Source organism: Rhizobium sp. Leaf262 (assembly GCF_001422245.1).
GTDB lineage: Bacteria > Pseudomonadota > Alphaproteobacteria > Rhizobiales > Rhizobiaceae > Agrobacterium.
In genome coordinates, this window is record NZ_LMMM01000008.1 from 1 (window position 1) to 17,658 (window position 17,658).

Consider the following 17,658-nt stretch of genomic DNA (forward strand, 5'->3'; position numbering starts at 1 on the left):
GCCAGCGAACCGAGCCGGGGTGTTGATCGGAAGGTCAAGGCCGCCGAAGGTCTGCAAAAAACCAAACAATAAAAAGGGCCGACAAGCGGCCCTTTTGGCGGTCCGAGACGGCCGGACAATCCGGCCGCTCTTCCTGGTGACGCTTAGACCAACATCGGCAAAGCGAGCGATGCATCATCGAGGTCGGCAAGTCCGACGTCCGGGACAAGCGCCGGCACATTACCAACAGACTGCCGTTTCGATGGCGAACCGTCGGCCGCGATCTCGGTCACCACGGCTTGGTCATCGCCAACGTCTGACACAGGAAAATTGCTCAACACGGTGTACTCGACTGCCTCGATCATCTGCCTAGTCAATGGCCACTTGGGCTTCCGATCTTTTGAGACGCTCCATTCCAGAACCGGCACCACTTCGGTTTCCAGCCACGCCTTGACCAGCGCAGCCTTCGGCCAGTCCTCGATGCTTCCGAGAATGAAAAGCGTCTTTGTGACATGGGCCCACTCGCTACCAGCCGGGAAGGCCGCCAGTCGCGTATTGCGACCGAACTCGAGATCGGCCTCAATGAAGAGGGCCAGACTTTCCAGCTCCTGCCGTGCAACACGGGCGAGTTCCTGGACAGATCGCGACAGCGCTTCCTTGATGACCCGTTTTTTGGCAAGCGCCGCGCGGATGATCTCCAGGATGTCATGGACATGCGCAATGAACGCCTTCAAGCCGGTGCGTGTCTTCTGGGCGATAAGGGCCTTCAGACCGCTTGCGCCGCCGGTTGAGAACAGTTGGGCTTCAGGACCATCTTGCCCGTCATCGTCCCTTTTGCCACCCTCGAGAATGGATTTGACATCCGCCACTTTCAGACCGCCGTTGTCGTTAGCGAAAGCGATGGCTTCTTGAATCTGATCTGCGCTTGCAGCACTCAAATGGAAGAGAACGGTTGATCCGATCGAGAGATCAACGAGCTCATCGCGGTAGTCGGACAGATTGCGGAAAACCGCCATATAGTTGCGAGCACTTCGGGCTTTGATGCCGCAACGTTTGTCGACCCATGTATCGAACGCGCCTTCCGGCACGAGCGCTGCAGCCTGCTGCAAGCGATCGCCGCGCTCGAAAGTCTGTTCTGTGGAGCGGCGCCCGATCTCGATGATGTGGACAGCGGCGTCCTCAAGTCGCGTGGCGACCTCGGCGCCGAGATTGAGAGTGGTGTAGAGAGCGGTAGACGCCTGAGAACCGCGGGCAGTCAAAGAAAGGTTGGCCAATTGTGCCTCCTGAAAAGTTGAAACAACGTTCAGCACTGATCGTATTGAACAACCCTATAATCATGTATATATAGAAACGTGTCAAATTACAGTATATCCAACTATAAGTATAAATTGGATAATAAACTTCAAGATCGATAACTTTCTGATTTTTAATCATAGATAATGGGAAATAAAAACATGTATATAAAAATATTTGACGCTTTTATAAACTTTTTTTGTTATCGCAAATCTCAGATATACATTTGAAGATAGATCAAACTTTTCTTCAACAATGCCCCCGACCCCAGAACAAACCCTCCCTGAAATATTATTTGGCCGCTAAAATCCGGATCAATGTAAAAAAGGCTCGCTGGGGACAGCCGCGATTATGTCGGGGACGAACAGAGATATCGCGTGAAAAACTGTCACCTGCAGCACTGATTCAGGGAGTTGGCACACCGCCTCGCCTTTCTGCCTCGACGAACTAACATTAGGGCCTCTCCGCCTTGCTCCAAGCTTCGTGCCGTGCCCATGTCACGACTGGCATGGGTCAACCTTGAGAGGAAGACGAATGGTCAAACTCATCAGCTTCACGCAGTCTACAAAATCGGAGTCTCCGGTTTTGATCAATCCAGAGGCTGTTGTCGCAATGTACGAAGCGCTCTTAGCCTTAATAATTGTCATGTGGCGGAAAAGACAGGAATATGGCGTCCGTCTTGCGCTTGATGTAACGTCGTCTCAGGTCAATTGTGACCTGGAGAAGAGATCAATGTGGAAATCCATACTCGTCTGCGCAGCCCTGACGTCTTTTGCCGCCGCTCCTGCAAGTGCTGAACAGTGCAGAGATACAAAGGGAAAATTCATCAAGTGCGAGCCAGTCAAGAAAAAGGCTGCTCAGTGCAAGGATGCCAAAGGCAAGTTTGCAAAATGCGGCACGACCGGCGCGATGCCTGTAAACTGAAGCGCATTCAGCCCCATCTTGTCATGTTACGGGCGCGGCTGTTTGACCTTGCGGGACTGGGGCCCAAACCGAAGCCGGTCGGAAAGATAGGTGTCTGCGCGCCAGCAGCGCGAAATAACAAGAAATCCATCTGACCCAGCAGGTTTCTTGCTACCAGAAATTTACCAGGCATTCACTTTTGCCGTGCAGTTTCGACACCAAGCGCGAAATGTATTCAGTACGCGCGTCATCCTCAACTTCGCCCGCCGACCTGGCGGGTTTTGTTTTGGTTTCACGGCTGCCGATCTGGAATAATCCACCAAAATAGCTGCACGAGGTCTCGCCACGTTCTGGCCATATCTTCCCAGGCAAGGACGGCCTGTCGGTAGCCATAAATTGCCAGAAGTGTAACGGCGAACAACACCAGCCACGGCCATATGCGGCGCTTTCGTTGTGATCCGCTTTCGATCTCGTTCAATGTCGCGCCTGCTTTTTCTCTTCTTGTTCGATGTCGTACTCAGCTTGCTGGACTGCTACCTCAATCAGATATGTGAGCATGCCCCGATCCACAGCACGAACTAAATCATGCGCCAGCCTGAGCGCTTTGAGCGCGTTCCTCAATTCTTCCATTATCACCTCCGGTTGAACGCTAGATAAAATTACATCATGCTTTCAATCAACCGATATTAAGAACCGTCTTGACTCATTTGATGATGAGAACATGAATAGAACATCGCTGGCACGGGGTGCGTGCTTTCCGAACATGCACTGCGGCTGCCCCCGGCGCGCTGGATGATCTCCCATCATTCGAAGTCCGAGCATGGGCCGTCCGCTCTCCCCTCCCCTACCGAACCGGGCCATTTATAAGGGCCGGCGCCCGGTAGCCCCGGATAGTCTTTCGTCGCAAAATGTCAAGAAACACGATCAACGCGTCCTCCCCTCGCGCGAAGTGCTGCGTCTTGCATTGGCCCCGGCAGCCAATCCTGCCCCAGGTCCGCGTGAGACACACGTCTCCAAACAGCGTGGATGTCATGTCCAGCACGTAGTACCGCGCCATGTTTCGGGGGGCATCAATTCGTTCGATATAAACATGGTTGTGCTGTGTACTCATCCCGGCAGAATCGAAAATCTGCCTGCGGATGTCCAACGACAGTTTTGAATCGGTTCGTCGATACCGATTCGAAATATTGATACGATCTGCTTGCGCGTGACCTGTCACCGGACTTGGCAAAACACCGCCATGCGATCTTTAGAGCGCTGGGATAAAGCCGCTGAATGACCCGTGTTCATTTCGCAAACGGAATCGCGCCGTGCCGTTCGCGCGTTCCGGGGGAATACCGGTGATGAAACCATGCGAATGCGACGCGAACCGATTACGCTTCATTGATCCTAGCTGATATCTCGCTTGTGATCCACAATGCCAAGGCAATTGCACTGAACGTGGCCCCGAGGAGAGAAATCCCCATCCAGCCGAACCGCGCGTAGGTTGTCGTGGCAGCAATAGCGCCGACGGCGCTACCAACCGAGTAGAACACCATGTAGCCTCCAACCAAGCGTCCGCTCTTTTGCGGGTTGAAAGCCACGGTGGCGCTGAGATTGGTGACGTGAACGGCCTGTACCGCCAGGTCCATCAAGACGACGCCCACGACCAGCCTCACCATTGAGACCGGAAGGAGAGCGATCAGTCCCCAGGATGACAGCAAGATCGCTAGAGAACACCCCGTTGTCCATCGGCCGTGACCTCCATCCGCAAGTCTTCCTGCGCATGTTGCGGCAATCGCTCCCGCCAGCCCAACCAGGCCAAACAGCCCTATCCTCGTGTGTGAATAGGAAAATGGCGGGGCGCTGAGCGGAAGGACAAGCGCGGTCCAGAACGTGCTGAAGGCAGCAAAGATCAAAAGTGCAAGCACGCCTCGATACAGCAAGCTCCGCTCCCGGAGAAACATGGTTGGAATAGAGAGTAGAGCATGGGCATACGTCTCCACGGTCCGTTTCGCAGATTGGCGCGGCAGCATCGCCATGAGAACGACGACCATCACGAGTGTGATAAATGCAGATGTCAAATACACCGAGCGCCATCCGCCGATATCTGCAATTGTTCCTGCAAATGATCGCGCAGCAAGAATGCCTGTTACGATTCCGCTGGTAACCGTGCCCACGACCCTACCCCGCTGGGCCGGAGTGGCTAAGGCCGCCGCCTGAGCGACAAGTGTCTGTACGAGAACTGCCGACAAGCCGACCGCACTCATGCCTGCCAACAACATCGCGTTCGTTTCCGCTGCCCCGACAATCACAAGAGCGATCCCCAACAACAATCCCTGAGCGATGATGAGCTTACGGCGGTCGATGAGATCGCCAATCGGCACGATGAAGATCAACCCCAACCCATAACCGACCTGCGTCAACATCACGATGAGGCCGACCGTGGCTGGCGGTATTCCAAGATCATGGGCCATCAGGTCAAGCAAGGGCTGTGCGTAATAGATGTTCGCTACGCTGAGACCGGCTGCAGCCGCAACAATCAGGGTCTGTAGTCCAGACAATCCCTGCTCCCGCGTTCCTTGCGCGGCATAGTCTATCTTCTCTTTCATTTGGTGGCCCTTGTGATCGTATTTTTGGTGCACTCCAAGACCACTTGGCTCAACGCATTTCTAGTTCTAAGATAGAACCAGATTGTTAAAGATGGAGACCTGTACCGATGGTGAAACGTGTAAGCCTGTGGAATTCCGGTTGCCCGGTGGCGCGTTCTCTTGATGCAATCGGAGACTGGTGGTCGCTCCTGATCATCCGCGATGCTTTCGATGGTAAGCGCCGTTTTGGTGAGTTCCAGAACGGGCTCGGCATCAGCAGGGGTGTATTGGCCACTCGGCTTCGTGATCTGGTAAGGCGAGGAATATTTGAGACCGCACCAGCATCTGATGGAACTGCCTACCGCGAATATATCCTTACCGAGAAGGGACGCGGTCTGTTCCCTGTCATCGTTGCACTCCGCCAGTGGGGCGAAGATTTCCTGTTCACCGAGGACGAGGAACGCTCATCACTGGTAGAGCAAGAAACCGGCAGGCCAATCGCACGACTGGTTATCCGATCCGCCGATGGTCGATCCCTTGATTGGAGCGACACGCGGGTCACAGCCTGAGCATCTACCGGTCGGTTGGTTGCTCTCAACAGCTCACACCGATGATAGGATTATCGAAAAGTGAGGATGCCAGGGAGGACATGATGATACTTGCGTTCTGGGTAACAGCCGTCCTGGCGTCTGCGACGGTCCAACTGCCTCACGATGTCGAAGCATTTCTGGACCGTCGTGCTCAATGTGAGCATTGGGCGGGAGAAGACCCATATAATGGTCCGCGTGCCAGAGAAATCGAAGCAGCGGTGCAACGACTGCGTTGCGATAGCCTCGAGACGGATGAATCTCGAATACGCCTTCGCTACAAACGAAACCCATTCGTGATCAAAGCACTCGAACCAGAACAGCCATAGGCTCTGGATTGTGAAGAAGCGGAACGTGGCTCGGCGGACGTTGAAAAAAGTCTCAGCTGTCGTGAGCGCCCAAGGCCCACCAGTGGGCAGCATGGAAGGCTATCAAGGCGCAGAGGCCGATTACAGATACGAGAATGAGCGTTCTTCTCAAGAATCTCGCCACAGTCAGCCTCGATCATATTGGTAATTTGTCGTTGTTGCGAAAACCCCGAGTTTGTTTGAAGTGTTATACTGACTTTCGCAAATCTGCAAAAATCAGGATAATGGCGAGGGCCGCCAACGCTGTGAGTTGCCTATAGCTTGGATCGGTCCCTGTCCCGCCTCCATTGGATGAGGTAGCCAAAACCTGGACCGATCAGCGCTCCGCCGATAATCCAATGGATCAATGTCAGCGGCTTTTCGTCGGGATCATGCCCCGTCATAAAAAGGAAGAAAAAAAACGCGGCGATACCAGCTAACATCAGAGTAATCGGAAATAATATGCTTTTACGGAAGCCGTGCGTCATTGGTCTCTCCTATCGTTCAGAGCCACGGACTGGCTGGCCCTAGTTCTTCACAGGTTGGCTGACACCACGAACGTAGACCATAGCCTGTTGCAAATATCGCGATTAAATTTCGGTATTGCGCCTGATATTTGCGACGCAAACACCGGCACCTTCGATCATCAAAATCCATATTCTACTTTTGTTCGTCAAGTTGGCCAAAATCCCACGTTCAAGCCGACTGGACCTAGTCCTTGGCAAACGTTGTGGCCGTCTCGGCCGTGCTCACCATCGTATTGTAGGTTGACACCAGCCACTGCATATCCTCGCCAGCCCCTTTGCGAGCGTCGCCTTTTGCCTTCTCCAGCTTCTCGTCGAAATCACGCAGCTTCGATAAAAGTGACGCAGGCTGCGATTCAAAAACGTGGAACGAATCGGGATGCTCCAGCGCGTAATCATCGAACTCCCGCACAGCGCCCGAATATTCATCCAGTGCTTGCTTGAAGTCGGTCATCTTCACGACTGGACGATCGTTTGTCGGCATCAGATCCATCACCGCTTCTGCACGAAACATCACGTTGCGGACATGCCAGTGCGACTTTTTACCCTCGCTTTGTTCCAGCGCGGCCAGTGACGCCAGATCCGCTTTCACCTTCTCCGTGCGGAGCGCAGTATCTACCGTGTTGCGGCGCTCCTCAAATAAGGGAGCAAGCGCAGCTATCTCTTTATGGAAGCCCTTACCGGCCTCCATCTTATCGCTCTTGTAGTCCTGTCTCTCGTAATATTTGTTGGCGCGCTCAATGACGGGCGCAAGCTGCTGGTACGTCTCGACATAGGCGGCCATTGCAGCATCAAGCTCTGGCATCTTGGGGGCTGCCTGCGTAGCGGCGACCACGGCAGAAGCTTCATCTCGGACATCGTAAAGCGAGTAGAGACCGTAGATGATCCTCTCTTTGCCAGTGGGCCCTTTTTTCATATCCACCCAACTGTCGTACCTCTCCAACGACTCTGATGCTCTGAGCGTCCGGTTCAAGAACCCAACATAGGTGTTCAGCTTGGCTGTGACCTCTTCAGATACCGCCGCTTCCGAAGCAGTCTGTGAAAATGCCGAACGAGCCACAAACCCGACTGCGAGCGAATTTTGCAAAACGAAAACTAGCGCGGTAGCGGCCATAAACTTCTTGAAAAACGGCATCAAAATCTCCCTGCAATCGTGGTCTTACATTCGTTTAAAAGGCGCTAGGTCAATGGCTGTTGCCCAACTCTGGCGTATATTGAGACATGAGAAAAGATCAACTGGGATCTGAAACCTTTATCGCAGCTTGAGGTGTTTCGATCGTTAACGAGCATATTAATCAACCGGAGGACGATCCAGGAGGGTAGGCATCACACCACAAGCTTCGTCCACTTACAAAGATCGAGGATGCGAAGGGTCCCCCCGCCGCCACGCCAAGATAGAATTAGACCAGTCGATATCAATGTCGCAAATGCGAGTCGAACACGTTTGCTCCTTTCAAACAGTCATAACCTCAGACAATAATTCGCTTTCGAGCCGCAGGCGAAGCCCATCTTGAAACCGTTTGATCTCTTGGTAAACAACACATCGATTTTCGTCTGCAAATCCGACGGGACACCCATCGATTTGCTTGAGCAAACAACCGGATCATGTTGCAAAACTTCCGCTGGCCGCTGGGCACCTCTTGCCTGGCAACTTTCGCGCCTAAAAGGCGGACAGATTCAATTCGTGCAGGGGACCAAATTCGTGGACCAATCAGATAGAAAAGCCGGCACGGGCCGACGCAAGGCTCTATGGGCGACAGCTGCAATTATCACTGTTGCTGCCACTGGTGTTGTCGGGGGCAAAACCTACTACGAGGCAAAGGTCAGCGAACTTCTTTCCAGCCGCGGAGCAACGGCCCGTTCCGTCGAGGTCGATTTTCTTGGCCAGGTTCATGTCCGCGACATGACATTACCTCTGGCCGACGGCAAAATGATAAAAATCGCGGCGATCGATGGACGTCCCAAATTTCCTTTTCTGGACGGTGCCCTTGATATCAATGAAGTCGCTATCGATGTGCCAACGGGGACACTCTCGGTGGCGCATGCGCGCATTGAGAATGCTTCCTTTGAAGAAGCCTTGCGCTCGGACGAACCAGGCGATGGTGGTTCCGAATCTCTCGCCAAACACATCGAGCGCTTCGCGGCGACGCGTATATTCACACCTGAGATGACAGTTACGCAATCCATTGCCAGCACCGAGCAGAAAACCGTTTACAGGAACGTCACGCTCTCAGACATTGCCGATGGGCGGATCGCCAAATACTCGGTGGACAATGCCAGCTACGACATCGAGATGGAATTGCCGACCAGTGCCGGCGAGACCCAAAAAAAGCATATGATCGTCTCAACCGGTGCCATAGTCGGCCAGGATTTCGATGCGGCTTATATAGCAAGGCTGTACACTGAAAAAGCAGGTCCTCAAGACAAGGAAGCAAAGCCGGTCTATGGTCCTCTCTCGGTTAAAAATATTTCCTTCTCTGAGGGCGACGGTCGTTTCAGCTACGACGAGATCCGCAGTGATGGTTTCACGGCGCGCATGCCAGCAGAGCCGCTGTTGGACACCCTGAAAACACTCACGACACTCGAAACCACTCACGAACCTTCGCCGCAGGAGCGTCAGGCAATTTTTGCCAAAAGTCTGTCGGTCCTTGACATGATTGGCAAGAGCAACATGCAGTTGCTGGGGTTAAAAGCAGACGTGCCGAACGAAAGTGAGGGGTCGGCTGGCAAGCGTGTCATTGGCGGCATCGATCGCATCGACATGCAGATGGAGAGCCGCAAGCTTAGTCTTGGCCTTTATGGCCTGTCAATGAAGAGTGGTGACGACACGATCGAAGTGGGCGAGGCAAGCCTCAATGGGTTTGACTGGAGCTCAACGATTGATGGTCTTTCACAGATCATCGGACTAGACGATACGCAGATCGAAACATTCGCTTTTACGCGCCTGATGCCGGAACTGGGCAGGGTGCGTGTCGGTGGTATCAATGTCGATGTCGCCACCCCGGAAAAGACAGAAGAAATCACAGGGGATATGCCCGAGAGAGTTCAGTTCAAGCTCAAAAATTTCGAGATGGGGCTGACAAAGCCCTACAATGGTATCCCGACCGATATTGAGATCAGACAGGACGAGCTTTCTGTTCCCATCCCGGTGGATTCATCGGAGGAAGTTTTCATTGAAGCGCGTAAACTGGGGCTTGAATCTCTCGCCCTGTCTTATGCTCTCTCTGCCGGATGGGATGAGCCGAACAAGAACCTGCTCATCAGGGAAATCTCTCTCCGCAGCAAGGATATCGGCAGTGTCAATCTTTCCGGATTGGTCAGCGGGTTTACAGAAGAGTTCTTCGCGTTCGATGTCGGCCGTGCTCAGGCCGCCCTCTTCGGGCTCGCGGGTCGTGAAGTGAAACTGACAATCAGGGACGAGGGTATGATGGCCAAGGCGATCAAACTCTATGCTCTGCAGAATGAAATGACCGAAGATCAGGTGCGCGGTACTTTAACAATGGTGGCCAGCATGATGTTGCAGCAGATTGCGGCCGAACAGCCAAAACTCCAGAGTGCAGTGGAAGCACTGGTTCGCTTCGTCAGCACTCCTGGAACACTGATCGTGACCGTCAAAGCCACCGGCGCAAACGGTCTCGGCCTTCTGGATTTGGTTGCTGCCTCTGAAGATCCCATGGGCTTGCTCGACAAGGTGGATATTCAGGCAACCTCCGAGTAAGAGCTTGAAATCAGAGATATCCGCTGAGCTATCGTGATCTGGAGAAATGTTCGCAGAGGTCGGCCAGTTTCGCCGGCCCTAGCGGCTTTTGCGAAAAGGTTTACGGAGAATGACGAAACCTGCATCTTCTTCGCCCACTTCAGAGGAAATTGAAACCGAGCGGCTTTTTCTGAGGATGCTGGAGGAGCGCAAGGTCGATGACGAGTCGGCCCTCCACTGGAGCCCCGTTAATCCTGATACACGCCGCGAGAAAAAGCGGTTGAAACAGCCGGTTACGGGTGTGGATGTGGACAACATATTTACCTGGCACCTGAACCAGCACACGGTGATGGAGAACGAGACGGATCCCGAACTGATAAAGAACCGTATCTGGGTAAGACGGGTTGGCGTCAAAGAGAGCGGAAGACTGACCGAGGCACAGATTGCCACGCAGGAAGCCCGACTGGGAATTCGCCTGCCAATGCCGTGGCGTGACGTCTACAAACATTTTAACGGCGGTTGGGTGGATACTCTTCATTGGGGAGACAGGAACAACCCACAGAACGATGATATTGTGCCCATTCCCCAATCAACCCATCAATATCTGGCGCTGGAGAATGTCGCACCTCTACGTGATCTTCTGACGGTGAAATGGGAGGATCTCGATCTCGGCAGGTTGGATTGTAGCAAGCTTGATCCACGCCTGATCGCTATCGCATGTGCCGGTAGCCAGGCTGTTCTGCTGGACTATCGCCAAGGTCCGTCGCCACGTGTCTGCAAGGCTTTTTTCAGCCAATCCGATGACGATCCTTTGGCCGCGTGGGAAACAGATGAGTTTACTTTCTGGTGGCCAAACATGGCTGTGTTTTTTCGAGGCCTCTACCTACAGAACCGGGCGGCGTGAGCTAAACCAAGCTCACTGAGCGCGTTGGGCTGAACCCGGACTTCACCTTCGGCGCAAACTTCCTACTTTTGCAACGCGGCAAAAGTGTCGTTTGGCATTTAATCGCGAGACACGGATTCAAACAAAATCATATACTTAGCGCTGCACATAATTTGAGATTTGTCACGATACTCATTGTGAACATCTCGCTTGCGATGCCTTTGCAAATCTCAACGATTACAGAAGGTTGTCTAGCTATATCGTCATCCCGGACCGAGATTCACGTCACGCTAGTCTCATTTTAAATGCCAAACCTTGGATGAATGGCCACATTCTTACGATTAAGTGCCAAACGACAGATGGCGATCAGAATGCTGGCTGGAGCTGCCTTCAAGAACGCTATAATGGCGGTTAGGGCGCGCTGGCAACCAAGCCTGCCGGCGTTGGCTTGAGCGCAAGTAGGTCAATGCCCATTTCCGATTTGAAGCGTGCTACTGCGGCATCTGCCAGCTGCTGCATCATCTGAGCATCACCACGGACATAGGCATCCGACAGTACCGCTTGTTGCAGGAGGAAATTCATCATCAATACTTCGGCAAATTCCTGTCGACCCGCATCGTCGAGTGCCTGGAAAGCAGGATCGCCTTGCATGGCGGCGCGTACCTGTCGTTGCACGCCGGCAAGCGAGAATTCTGCATCCGGCTGCTGATTAGCGATGACCCAGTTCAGGGCGAAGTAGGACACCATCGCATCGACAGCATCGCCCGGCTCCAGTCCGTCGGCAGCGACAAGCTCGGCCCACATATCCTGCGGGACGCGTTGCGCGAAAATGCCGGCCACAGCTCGTTCTGCCTCTTTCCCAGAGCGCTCCTTAATAAAATCGAGGAATTGCCGCTGTGCCTTGGCGCTGACTGGGCGCGATGTGGAATAGGTGGTTACGGTTTCGGAGGCAGCGAGTGTGGGCGCGGAGCCACCCTGCGACTGCGAGCCCTCGATGGTTTGCCTCAGCAACTGATGGTGTAGCGTGTTCATGGCGTCCTGAGCAGCGAAATTCTGCCAGGCGTAGTCCTGTGCAAACGTCGGCGTGACCGTCACCAGTACCCCAATAAGGGCCATAATAATTCTGTTCATATTGCCTCCAATCGTCAGATAGTGAAGCTAGAGTGTCGAAAGCTTGTCAATACCGCGTGCATTTTCCTCTATAGGAGGTATTGCTCCGGTACCGACAAAGTCATTCTTCGCTGAGCACAGGGCGGCCGTAGCAAGGTCACGACAAACAGCAGCACAAGGCATAAAACCGCATATGTTCGGCAGAAATCTGAGTTGTTCATCTGTCGTAACCGCCAGTCAGCCAGTTTCAGGCAGCAAGGCGTCCGACAGCCGCGTGACGACTGCTTCCGAGGTGCGCTGACGCCACAACGCCAGCGCAAAGTCTGGTGCCCGTGCGAATGGCGGTCGAGGCTCCGGCATAGCCCCACCCAGCGGCAAATTCAGTTGGCGATGGCGGCCTCCATCTCGGCGATCTCTTTCTTTGTGCCCGCCAACTGGTCAACCTGAGAGATAAAGAACCGACACTTGCTGGCTTTATGGAGCGATGAGGCCGTGTTCTTCTAGCATGGGCACCTCACTTCCTCACCGATATGATTGTCTGAACCCCTTCTCGAACCATTGAGCTGCAGGACGGGAAAGTCCGCTGCGCGAATTGGTCAGTGCATTGAGCAGCCAGTCCGCAGCGGTTTCGTTCCCTACTGGCGGATGCATGTCAAGCTTCTCCGCCAAGAACCGCAGGTCTTGTCTAGCGTCGTCTGCCCCAAACCAGTCAGAGGTGCCCCGCGAGCTGGCGCTTTCGTCGCTTTTGCCGTCCAGAACCGCAGCCACTCCTCCAAGGAAGAAGCCGGCCTGCTCGGCAAGCGGGAACCAAATGGATCCATCCTGATGTTCGGCCGTGTTGAGTATATCGGCAAAAGGACGGCCGAGCTGGCCGGCATGCAGGACGTTGCGGACCTGTTCAGCGATGTCGTCATGGCGCCCCTGCTGGAGCATTACATACAGGTAGGTGCGCAGTGCCGCCCGCCCGCCGATCTCCGCTTCGAGAGCGTCGCTGACCGATGCGGGATCTTTGATAAAAGCTGCGCCTAGCCGGTCAAGCTTTTCCTTCTGGCGCGCAGGAGGCAGACCAGTCAGGTCTTTCGGGGAGCGAATGAACGCCGGCCATGTAGCGTCTGGATCGTTGTGCGCCAAAGCGGACTGTTGTGCGAGGAGGGGGGCCGCGCAGCAGAGTTGTGCTACCAGGATCAGGATGGATTTTCTGGCCAGCCCGCCGAAGTTTCCGAGCCAAATTCTTTTCGCGGTTGTTGGGTTCCCGATCATTCCTGTTCCTGCCACATTGCCCAAGGACGATGGAAGCAAGCATATAGTACTGTAGCTTCAGGGAAAGGACGTAAGCAATGTTCTCGCAATGGAGTATGGGAGCCGAGACAGCGCGCGGCAAGTGGGGGTGTGGGAACAGGCTGGTCCCATTCGCCGCCGTTCTCTTGTCGGCCATGCCATCGGCGGCTCGGGAAACCAAGGCCCTTATTGCAAGCAGCTGCATGGAACGGTCCGGTGGGGTTACAAGCCAAATGCTCGATTGTCTCGCAAGGTCATACGAGACGATAGACGATGAACTCAATCAGGCCTGGTCCGGTTTGCTGCCGGCACTGGAAGCATCTCAGCAGGAGCGTTTCCGCAATGCCCAGCGCATCTGGATAGACTATCGAGACACCACATGTGCCGCTGAAGCGGCGCTTCAGACGGGATCCTTTGCTAGCGTGGCACTTGCGGATTGCCGGGTGCGCCTCAGCGCTGAAAGACTGCGCTGGCTGAAGGACGTGCTTCCGGAACAGGATCTTGTCCAGCTTTGGCAGTCGGTGGTGAGCGCTGCAACGGCGGATGAACAGGAGCACGCCCTATCCGCCTTTCTTACCGCGGTGGCAGTGGAAACCGGCAAACCCCTGACTTATTCGCTCACAGCGACATCGGTAGATAGGGGCAGTCCGGTCTCGATCGGAGACGGCGTTCTGCTCGACGATCCATTTGCGCACATGCTTCACTTGTCGATCGACGGGAAGATCTACCATTTTCGCCCGCACTCACCGCAAATCGTCACTCGACTTCTACGGGAGTGACAAGGTGTGATTAAGCGTACAGGAATGACCCCGTCAACGTGAGAAATAAAAGGCGTTATCATGCGTATCAGCATCGGGACCCCCTGCCGATTTACAGATTGTTCTTTCGGAAGTCGGAATGTCCATACGTTCGCCGGGAACTGCGTCTGATGACATTTTTCCTCCATCAGGGTTGTCACGCTTTGCACCCCTGATCATATTGTCCGGCATGAAGGAGATCGACATGTTACGGACGATGATGGGCCGCACCATGCGTGCCTGCTGCATTCTGGTTGTGACCGGCAGCGCAGCGAATGCGCAATCAGGAGTTGCCGAGAACGATGCTGTTCGTGCCACAAAATGGACCTCGGAGCAAGCTGAGGCTGCTGGCTGGGTCAGCAGAACGATGGATTTCGGGGCTGCGAATCTGGGCTATACGACAGTCTTTCCGAAAGATGCGAAGATCCAAACTACAACTGTGAAAGGCGATAGTGCCGGGCTTGGCAACATAACGATTGTCGGGAAATACGTTTTGCCGTCTGCCGGTGTCGATATCACGGCGACCGTCATGGCCTATCGCTTGCGCGTGGGGGGGTCGGCGCTCAGGCTTTGCAACAACACGCTGCGTCGCGACGGCTACTTAGTTCAGACAATCGACGACCTCAATCTCAATGAGACCCACGCGCAGATTCTATCCTTGAGTCTCGACAAGCAGGGCAAGCCGCAGGAGGGGGTCTTGAGCGATTGCCGCACGCGCGGAAATACCGTGCTCAACCATCATTTCTTCATCCCGCTGGCCGATGCTGCCGATGATGCGACCATCAACGAGCGCATAGGCAACACAGGAGATGTCTTCAACCGTATTATTTCCGATATGGCATTCACGGATGGCAAGCCGGATGGTTATGGCGATAGCGCTGTGCCAGTTACGCTGACGCTCAGCGGCCGACTGAAAACCATCCGTACTCCCGATGTGTTCCGCGTTACCTTCAACGATTTCGATGGCCGCAAGGGTGAGGGGCAGCGCGAATTGCATCTGATGCAGAAAAAGGATGGGTTGGCGAGCTCCATAGTATGGCTCGGCGAAAGCGATATGCCGCAAAAGCCGGATCTCGCAAAGGTGGGGCCGGAAAATGCACTCCGTCGATTCAGTATGGAAGCGGCACAGATGCCCGAGCTGGAGCTGGTCTCAAACAAGGCCGATGATCGTTCTTCCGGCAACGGCATTACAGTGCAGAAGTTCGTGTTTTCGGTGACTTCCGCACCTGGTGATGGCGCGGGTTCTCTTGTGGGAGAGGCCTGGTGGCATGACGGGAAAGTCTATGTTCTGACGTGGTTCTCGGCTTACGATGATGACGACAGCCTCAAAAGCTATATAGCCCGCCTTCCCGGCGAGACTGCTTATGCCCTGGTGCGGAAGATCACTCTGGGAACGCTGCAATAATGGGCCTATTTTATGGTATAAATACTATATGAAACTATAATATTTTGGGCGAAGCCACCAGATCGTCGCCCGATGTTCCGAATGCAGATTCCCTACAATCGTGGTCGTACATCTGTGTTATGAAAGGTGCCAAGGCAATAGCTGCTGCCCAACTCTGGCGTATATTGAGACATGAGGAAAGATCACCTGGGGTCTGAAAAGTTTATCGCGATTAACAGTGTTTCGATACGTTAGCGAACGCATTGATCAACCGGACAGCGCTCGCAGCACTGCCTCGGGCTCCTTCTCCATCACACGCAGAAGTGTTCGAGCAGCACCTGATGGCTGACGAGCCCCCTGCTCCCACTTTTTGTATCCTGATGGGCTTGTCCCAAGCAAAGCAGCCATTTCATCTTGCGTCAGATGCAGCTTTTGGCGGATCGCCTTCGCATCAACAGTTTCCAGATCAACGGCAGTGACACGCATGCCCGCAGGGTCCCTACCCTGCGCATGACCCAGAGCTTCGGTCATAGCCTGAATCAAATCCTCACCTAATTTTGTCCTCTCGCTCATGGTTTGCTCCTGTACGTCGCTTTGATCGCCTTTGCGAACACAGCAACCACCTTGGCCTCTTCCAGCGTCAAATCCGTCTTTTCGTTCTTTCCGTAAACGAGAAGCGCATAGATGGGCGCATCGTCGCCGTACCAGTCATAGATAACGCGGGCGCCACCCCGTTTGCCTTTACCCTTGGCCGCAGATCTCAGCTACGGACACCACCTGCACCCGGTATCTCATTACCAGCCTGAGGATTGGTCGCCAGAAAATCGATCAGATCCCTGCGCTCGTCGTCCGTGAACAGAGCCGTTGCCTGTTTGACGAAGAGCGATGTTTCAGCAACTGTCTGCATAGTGATTATAACCCATTGGGGTAGTTATGGTGATCGAACTCGCTTTTGTCAATGATCATCAAGCCGACCGCTTTTCGGCTTCCCCGTTCAACCTCAGCAGTGCCATTACCATCGGTCCGAGCGAAAACTCCCCACGTGCTGCCCGGTTGGTGAGATCACGCAGATATCCGCCGGCGGAATTGATGTGCCCTGCCCTCTCCAGGATACAGGCGATCGCAACCGCTGCATTTTCCGGCCCCATCGTTTCACACGCCTCCTGATAGGCCGACGGGCTGACCCCCAGCATCGACCTCACCACAACCGCGGCCGACATCAGATCTCGCCAACCACCCACAGTACCGGCTGGACCATAGTCGACAATCTGAGGGCATGCCTTCAGCACAACACCTAAAGGAAAGGCCTTCAGCGTCTCAGTTTGAGGTTGGCGTCTCTTGCTCGGCTTTTCGCCCTGCTCGTTTTTAGAGCTAGGTTCAAGTTCATTGAAGGATTCGGATTTTGAATTCTGTATGTGCTGCTCAATATGAGCATCATTGGTGCTATTAAATTCTGAATTTGACTGCGTATCCAACATATTAAGGATTTCCTCGCGCAGAAGTTCGAGTTCATCGAGGATACTTGCGACGTCAGCGATGGTTGGTGAGCGTGGAATGCGGGCAACGAGGTCGATGTACATAGCCTCGATTGCCATCCAGTCGCCGTCAGCCCCCTCCTCTATTGCCGCAGTAATGAGCTTGCGGACATCCCGGCGGCAGATTGTCAGGTTCTCTTTCGCCTTACGGAAGGCGGAACGAGCCGCAACAACTTTCTGCGCGATGACAGCAAGCTCTTCAGACCGGGCAAGGATTGGCGAGAGGTCGAAGCCAAACGCGTTCTCGATCTCGCCAGCACCGTTCTTCCTCGCATAACGCTTGCCGTTGGCACTATCCTTGCGGACAATCAGGCCAGCATCGACCAGAAGCGCGAGATGTCGACGCAGCGTAGCGCCTGCCATGCCGTGGGCTCGAAGGATCAGTTGCGCGTTTGACGGAAACACGACGAGCTGCGCATCCTGGCACAATTCGTTTTCCGGGTAGAAGCTCAGAAGCGCGTCGAGCACAGCCAGGCTGTTCGACTGCAAGCCGAGCTCTTCTCTCGCTTCCGAAGCATCACGGAAGACTTTCCATTTCTCAACTGTTTTGCCCGCCTTGATATCATTCGTGGCCACTTGCCGCTTCACCAAGTCGAGCGTCATTGGCCGCCGCCCAAAGGGCGTCGTCACACTTCCTGTCTGCACTTCTTTCACCTTCCAAAAGGCAAAGAAAATTGCTCACCCAAACGATGCCAAAGACTCTTGACTGTGATTCGAGGAAATGCGATTCTCTTACTTGCTAGAGATCGAGAAGGGCTTCCACGGTTTACC

At 54.2% G+C, this 17,658-nt stretch carries 18 protein-coding genes; 6 read left to right on the plus strand and 12 right to left on the minus strand.

Annotated elements, in window-relative coordinates; genetic code table 11:
- Positions 1–143 precede the first annotated feature (143 nt).
- Positions 144–1,253 carry a hypothetical protein gene (locus ASF29_RS10175; protein ID WP_062450589.1) on the minus strand — a complete coding sequence of 370 codons (1,110 nt, stop codon included), beginning with the start codon at positions 1,251–1,253 and terminating at the stop codon, positions 144–146.
- A 553-nt stretch (positions 1,254–1,806) separates the two neighbouring features.
- On the opposite strand from ASF29_RS10175, the gene ASF29_RS24680 reads away from it, so the two are divergent.
- Complete coding sequence (locus tag ASF29_RS24680; protein ID WP_200925531.1) at positions 1,807–2,196, plus strand: hypothetical protein; 390 nt, start codon at positions 1,807–1,809, stop codon at positions 2,194–2,196.
- Between the two features lie 453 nt (positions 2,197–2,649).
- Here the strand turns inward: ASF29_RS24680 and ASF29_RS24330 are convergent, their stop codons facing one another.
- From ASF29_RS24330 to ASF29_RS10190, 3 genes are all read right to left on the minus strand, one after another.
- Positions 2,650–2,805 (minus strand): hypothetical protein, encoded by a 156-nt coding sequence (locus tag ASF29_RS24330; RefSeq protein ID WP_156462609.1) that lies wholly within the window; start codon positions 2,803–2,805, stop codon positions 2,650–2,652.
- Positions 2,806–3,019: 214 nt separating this feature from the next.
- Entirely contained in the window at positions 3,020–3,286 is a 267-nt protein-coding gene (locus ASF29_RS10185; protein WP_062450655.1) for a WGR domain-containing protein, read from the minus strand.
- A 262-nt stretch (positions 3,287–3,548) separates the two neighbouring features.
- Positions 3,549–4,766, minus strand: a complete 1,218-nt coding sequence (locus tag ASF29_RS10190) for an MFS transporter (protein ID WP_062450590.1) — start codon at positions 4,764–4,766, stop codon at positions 3,549–3,551.
- Between the two features lie 107 nt (positions 4,767–4,873).
- Here ASF29_RS10190 and ASF29_RS10195 point away from each other — a divergent pair, with 107 nt between their 5' ends.
- Positions 4,874–5,314, plus strand: a complete 441-nt coding sequence (locus ASF29_RS10195) for a helix-turn-helix domain-containing protein (RefSeq protein WP_062450591.1) — start codon at positions 4,874–4,876, stop codon at positions 5,312–5,314.
- Positions 5,315–5,954: 640 nt separating this feature from the next.
- On the opposite strand, the gene ASF29_RS10205 is transcribed toward ASF29_RS10195, so the two are convergent.
- The gene (locus ASF29_RS10205; protein ID WP_062450593.1) at positions 5,955–6,167 is read right to left on the minus strand and encodes a hypothetical protein; all 213 of its coding nucleotides are present in this window, start codon (positions 6,165–6,167) and stop codon (positions 5,955–5,957) included.
- A gap of 223 nt (positions 6,168–6,390) precedes the next feature.
- A complete protein-coding gene (locus ASF29_RS10210; protein WP_082453454.1) occupies positions 6,391–7,338 on the minus strand; it encodes a YiiG family protein in 948 nt (315 codons plus the stop codon).
- A gap of 567 nt (positions 7,339–7,905) precedes the next feature.
- Here ASF29_RS10210 and ASF29_RS10215 point away from each other — a divergent pair.
- On the plus strand, positions 7,906–9,921 hold the full coding sequence (locus ASF29_RS10215) for a hypothetical protein (RefSeq protein ID WP_062450657.1): 2,016 nt from the start codon (positions 7,906–7,908) through the stop codon (positions 9,919–9,921).
- Between the two features lie 109 nt (positions 9,922–10,030).
- A complete protein-coding gene (locus ASF29_RS10220) occupies positions 10,031–10,804 on the plus strand; it encodes an SMI1/KNR4 family protein (protein ID WP_156462610.1) in 774 nt (257 codons plus the stop codon).
- Positions 10,805–11,194: 390 nt separating this feature from the next.
- Here the strand turns inward: ASF29_RS10220 and ASF29_RS10225 are convergent, their stop codons facing one another.
- From ASF29_RS10225 to ASF29_RS10230, 3 genes are all read right to left on the minus strand, one after another.
- Complete coding sequence (locus ASF29_RS10225) at positions 11,195–11,914, minus strand: DUF6683 family protein (protein ID WP_156462611.1); 720 nt, start codon at positions 11,912–11,914, stop codon at positions 11,195–11,197.
- A gap of 216 nt (positions 11,915–12,130) precedes the next feature.
- Positions 12,131–12,253, minus strand: a complete 123-nt coding sequence (locus ASF29_RS25040; RefSeq protein WP_280136423.1) for a hypothetical protein — start codon at positions 12,251–12,253, stop codon at positions 12,131–12,133.
- Positions 12,254–12,415: 162 nt separating this feature from the next.
- Positions 12,416–13,153 (minus strand): hypothetical protein, encoded by a 738-nt coding sequence (locus ASF29_RS10230; RefSeq protein WP_062450596.1) that lies wholly within the window; start codon positions 13,151–13,153, stop codon positions 12,416–12,418.
- 77 nt (positions 13,154–13,230) lie between these two features.
- On the opposite strand from ASF29_RS10230, the gene ASF29_RS10235 reads away from it, so the two are divergent.
- Together ASF29_RS10235 and ASF29_RS10240 are read left to right on the plus strand one after the other, a co-directional pair.
- Positions 13,231–13,950, plus strand: a complete 720-nt coding sequence (locus tag ASF29_RS10235) for a lysozyme inhibitor LprI family protein (protein WP_062450597.1) — start codon at positions 13,231–13,233, stop codon at positions 13,948–13,950.
- A gap of 223 nt (positions 13,951–14,173) precedes the next feature.
- Positions 14,174–15,373 (plus strand): hypothetical protein, encoded by a 1,200-nt coding sequence (locus ASF29_RS10240; RefSeq protein WP_156462612.1) that lies wholly within the window; start codon positions 14,174–14,176, stop codon positions 15,371–15,373.
- 246 nt (positions 15,374–15,619) lie between these two features.
- On the opposite strand, the gene ASF29_RS10245 is transcribed toward ASF29_RS10240, so the two are convergent.
- From ASF29_RS10245 to repC, 3 genes are all read right to left on the minus strand, one after another.
- Positions 15,620–15,925 (minus strand): helix-turn-helix domain-containing protein, encoded by a 306-nt coding sequence (locus tag ASF29_RS10245; protein WP_062450599.1) that lies wholly within the window; start codon positions 15,923–15,925, stop codon positions 15,620–15,622.
- 187 nt (positions 15,926–16,112) lie between these two features.
- Positions 16,113–16,259: a hypothetical protein gene (locus tag ASF29_RS24895; protein WP_234900432.1), complete on the minus strand. Its 147-nt coding sequence runs from the start codon at positions 16,257–16,259 to the stop codon at positions 16,113–16,115.
- Between the two features lie 58 nt (positions 16,260–16,317).
- Positions 16,318–17,532, minus strand: a complete 1,215-nt coding sequence (repC, locus tag ASF29_RS10255; protein WP_062450600.1) for a plasmid replication protein RepC — start codon at positions 17,530–17,532, stop codon at positions 16,318–16,320.
- Between the last annotated feature and the right edge of the window lie 126 nt (positions 17,533–17,658).

Excerpts from the sequence above, each read along its gene's own strand:
- ASF29_RS10230 (WP_062450596.1), bottom strand. The coding sequence starts at position 13,153 with ATGATCGGGAACCCAACAACCGCGAAAAGAATTTGGCTCGGAAACTTC.
- ASF29_RS10220 (WP_156462610.1), top strand. The coding sequence starts at position 10,031 with ATGACGAAACCTGCATCTTCTTCGCCCACTTCAGAGGAAATTGAAACC.
- ASF29_RS10185 (WP_062450655.1), bottom strand. The coding sequence starts at position 3,286 with ATGAGTACACAGCACAACCATGTTTATATCGAACGAATTGATGCCCCC.
- ASF29_RS10190 (WP_062450590.1), bottom strand. The coding sequence starts at position 4,766 with ATGAAAGAGAAGATAGACTATGCCGCGCAAGGAACGCGGGAGCAGGGA.
- ASF29_RS10195 (WP_062450591.1), top strand. The coding sequence starts at position 4,874 with ATGGTGAAACGTGTAAGCCTGTGGAATTCCGGTTGCCCGGTGGCGCGT.
- ASF29_RS10225 (WP_156462611.1), bottom strand. The coding sequence starts at position 11,914 with ATGAACAGAATTATTATGGCCCTTATTGGGGTACTGGTGACGGTCACG.
- ASF29_RS24895 (WP_234900432.1), bottom strand. The coding sequence starts at position 16,259 with ATGCAGACAGTTGCTGAAACATCGCTCTTCGTCAAACAGGCAACGGCT.
- ASF29_RS25040 (WP_280136423.1), bottom strand. The coding sequence starts at position 12,253 with ATGCCGGAGCCTCGACCGCCATTCGCACGGGCACCAGACTTTGCGCTG.
- ASF29_RS10245 (WP_062450599.1), bottom strand. The coding sequence starts at position 15,925 with ATGAGCGAGAGGACAAAATTAGGTGAGGATTTGATTCAGGCTATGACC.
- ASF29_RS10210 (WP_082453454.1), bottom strand. The coding sequence starts at position 7,338 with ATGCCGTTTTTCAAGAAGTTTATGGCCGCTACCGCGCTAGTTTTCGTT.
- ASF29_RS24330 (WP_156462609.1), bottom strand. The coding sequence starts at position 2,805 with ATGGAAGAATTGAGGAACGCGCTCAAAGCGCTCAGGCTGGCGCATGAT.
- ASF29_RS10205 (WP_062450593.1), bottom strand. The coding sequence starts at position 6,167 with ATGACGCACGGCTTCCGTAAAAGCATATTATTTCCGATTACTCTGATG.
- ASF29_RS24680 (WP_200925531.1), top strand. The coding sequence starts at position 1,807 with ATGGTCAAACTCATCAGCTTCACGCAGTCTACAAAATCGGAGTCTCCG.
- ASF29_RS10235 (WP_062450597.1), top strand. The coding sequence starts at position 13,231 with ATGTTCTCGCAATGGAGTATGGGAGCCGAGACAGCGCGCGGCAAGTGG.
- ASF29_RS10240 (WP_156462612.1), top strand. The coding sequence starts at position 14,174 with ATGTTACGGACGATGATGGGCCGCACCATGCGTGCCTGCTGCATTCTG.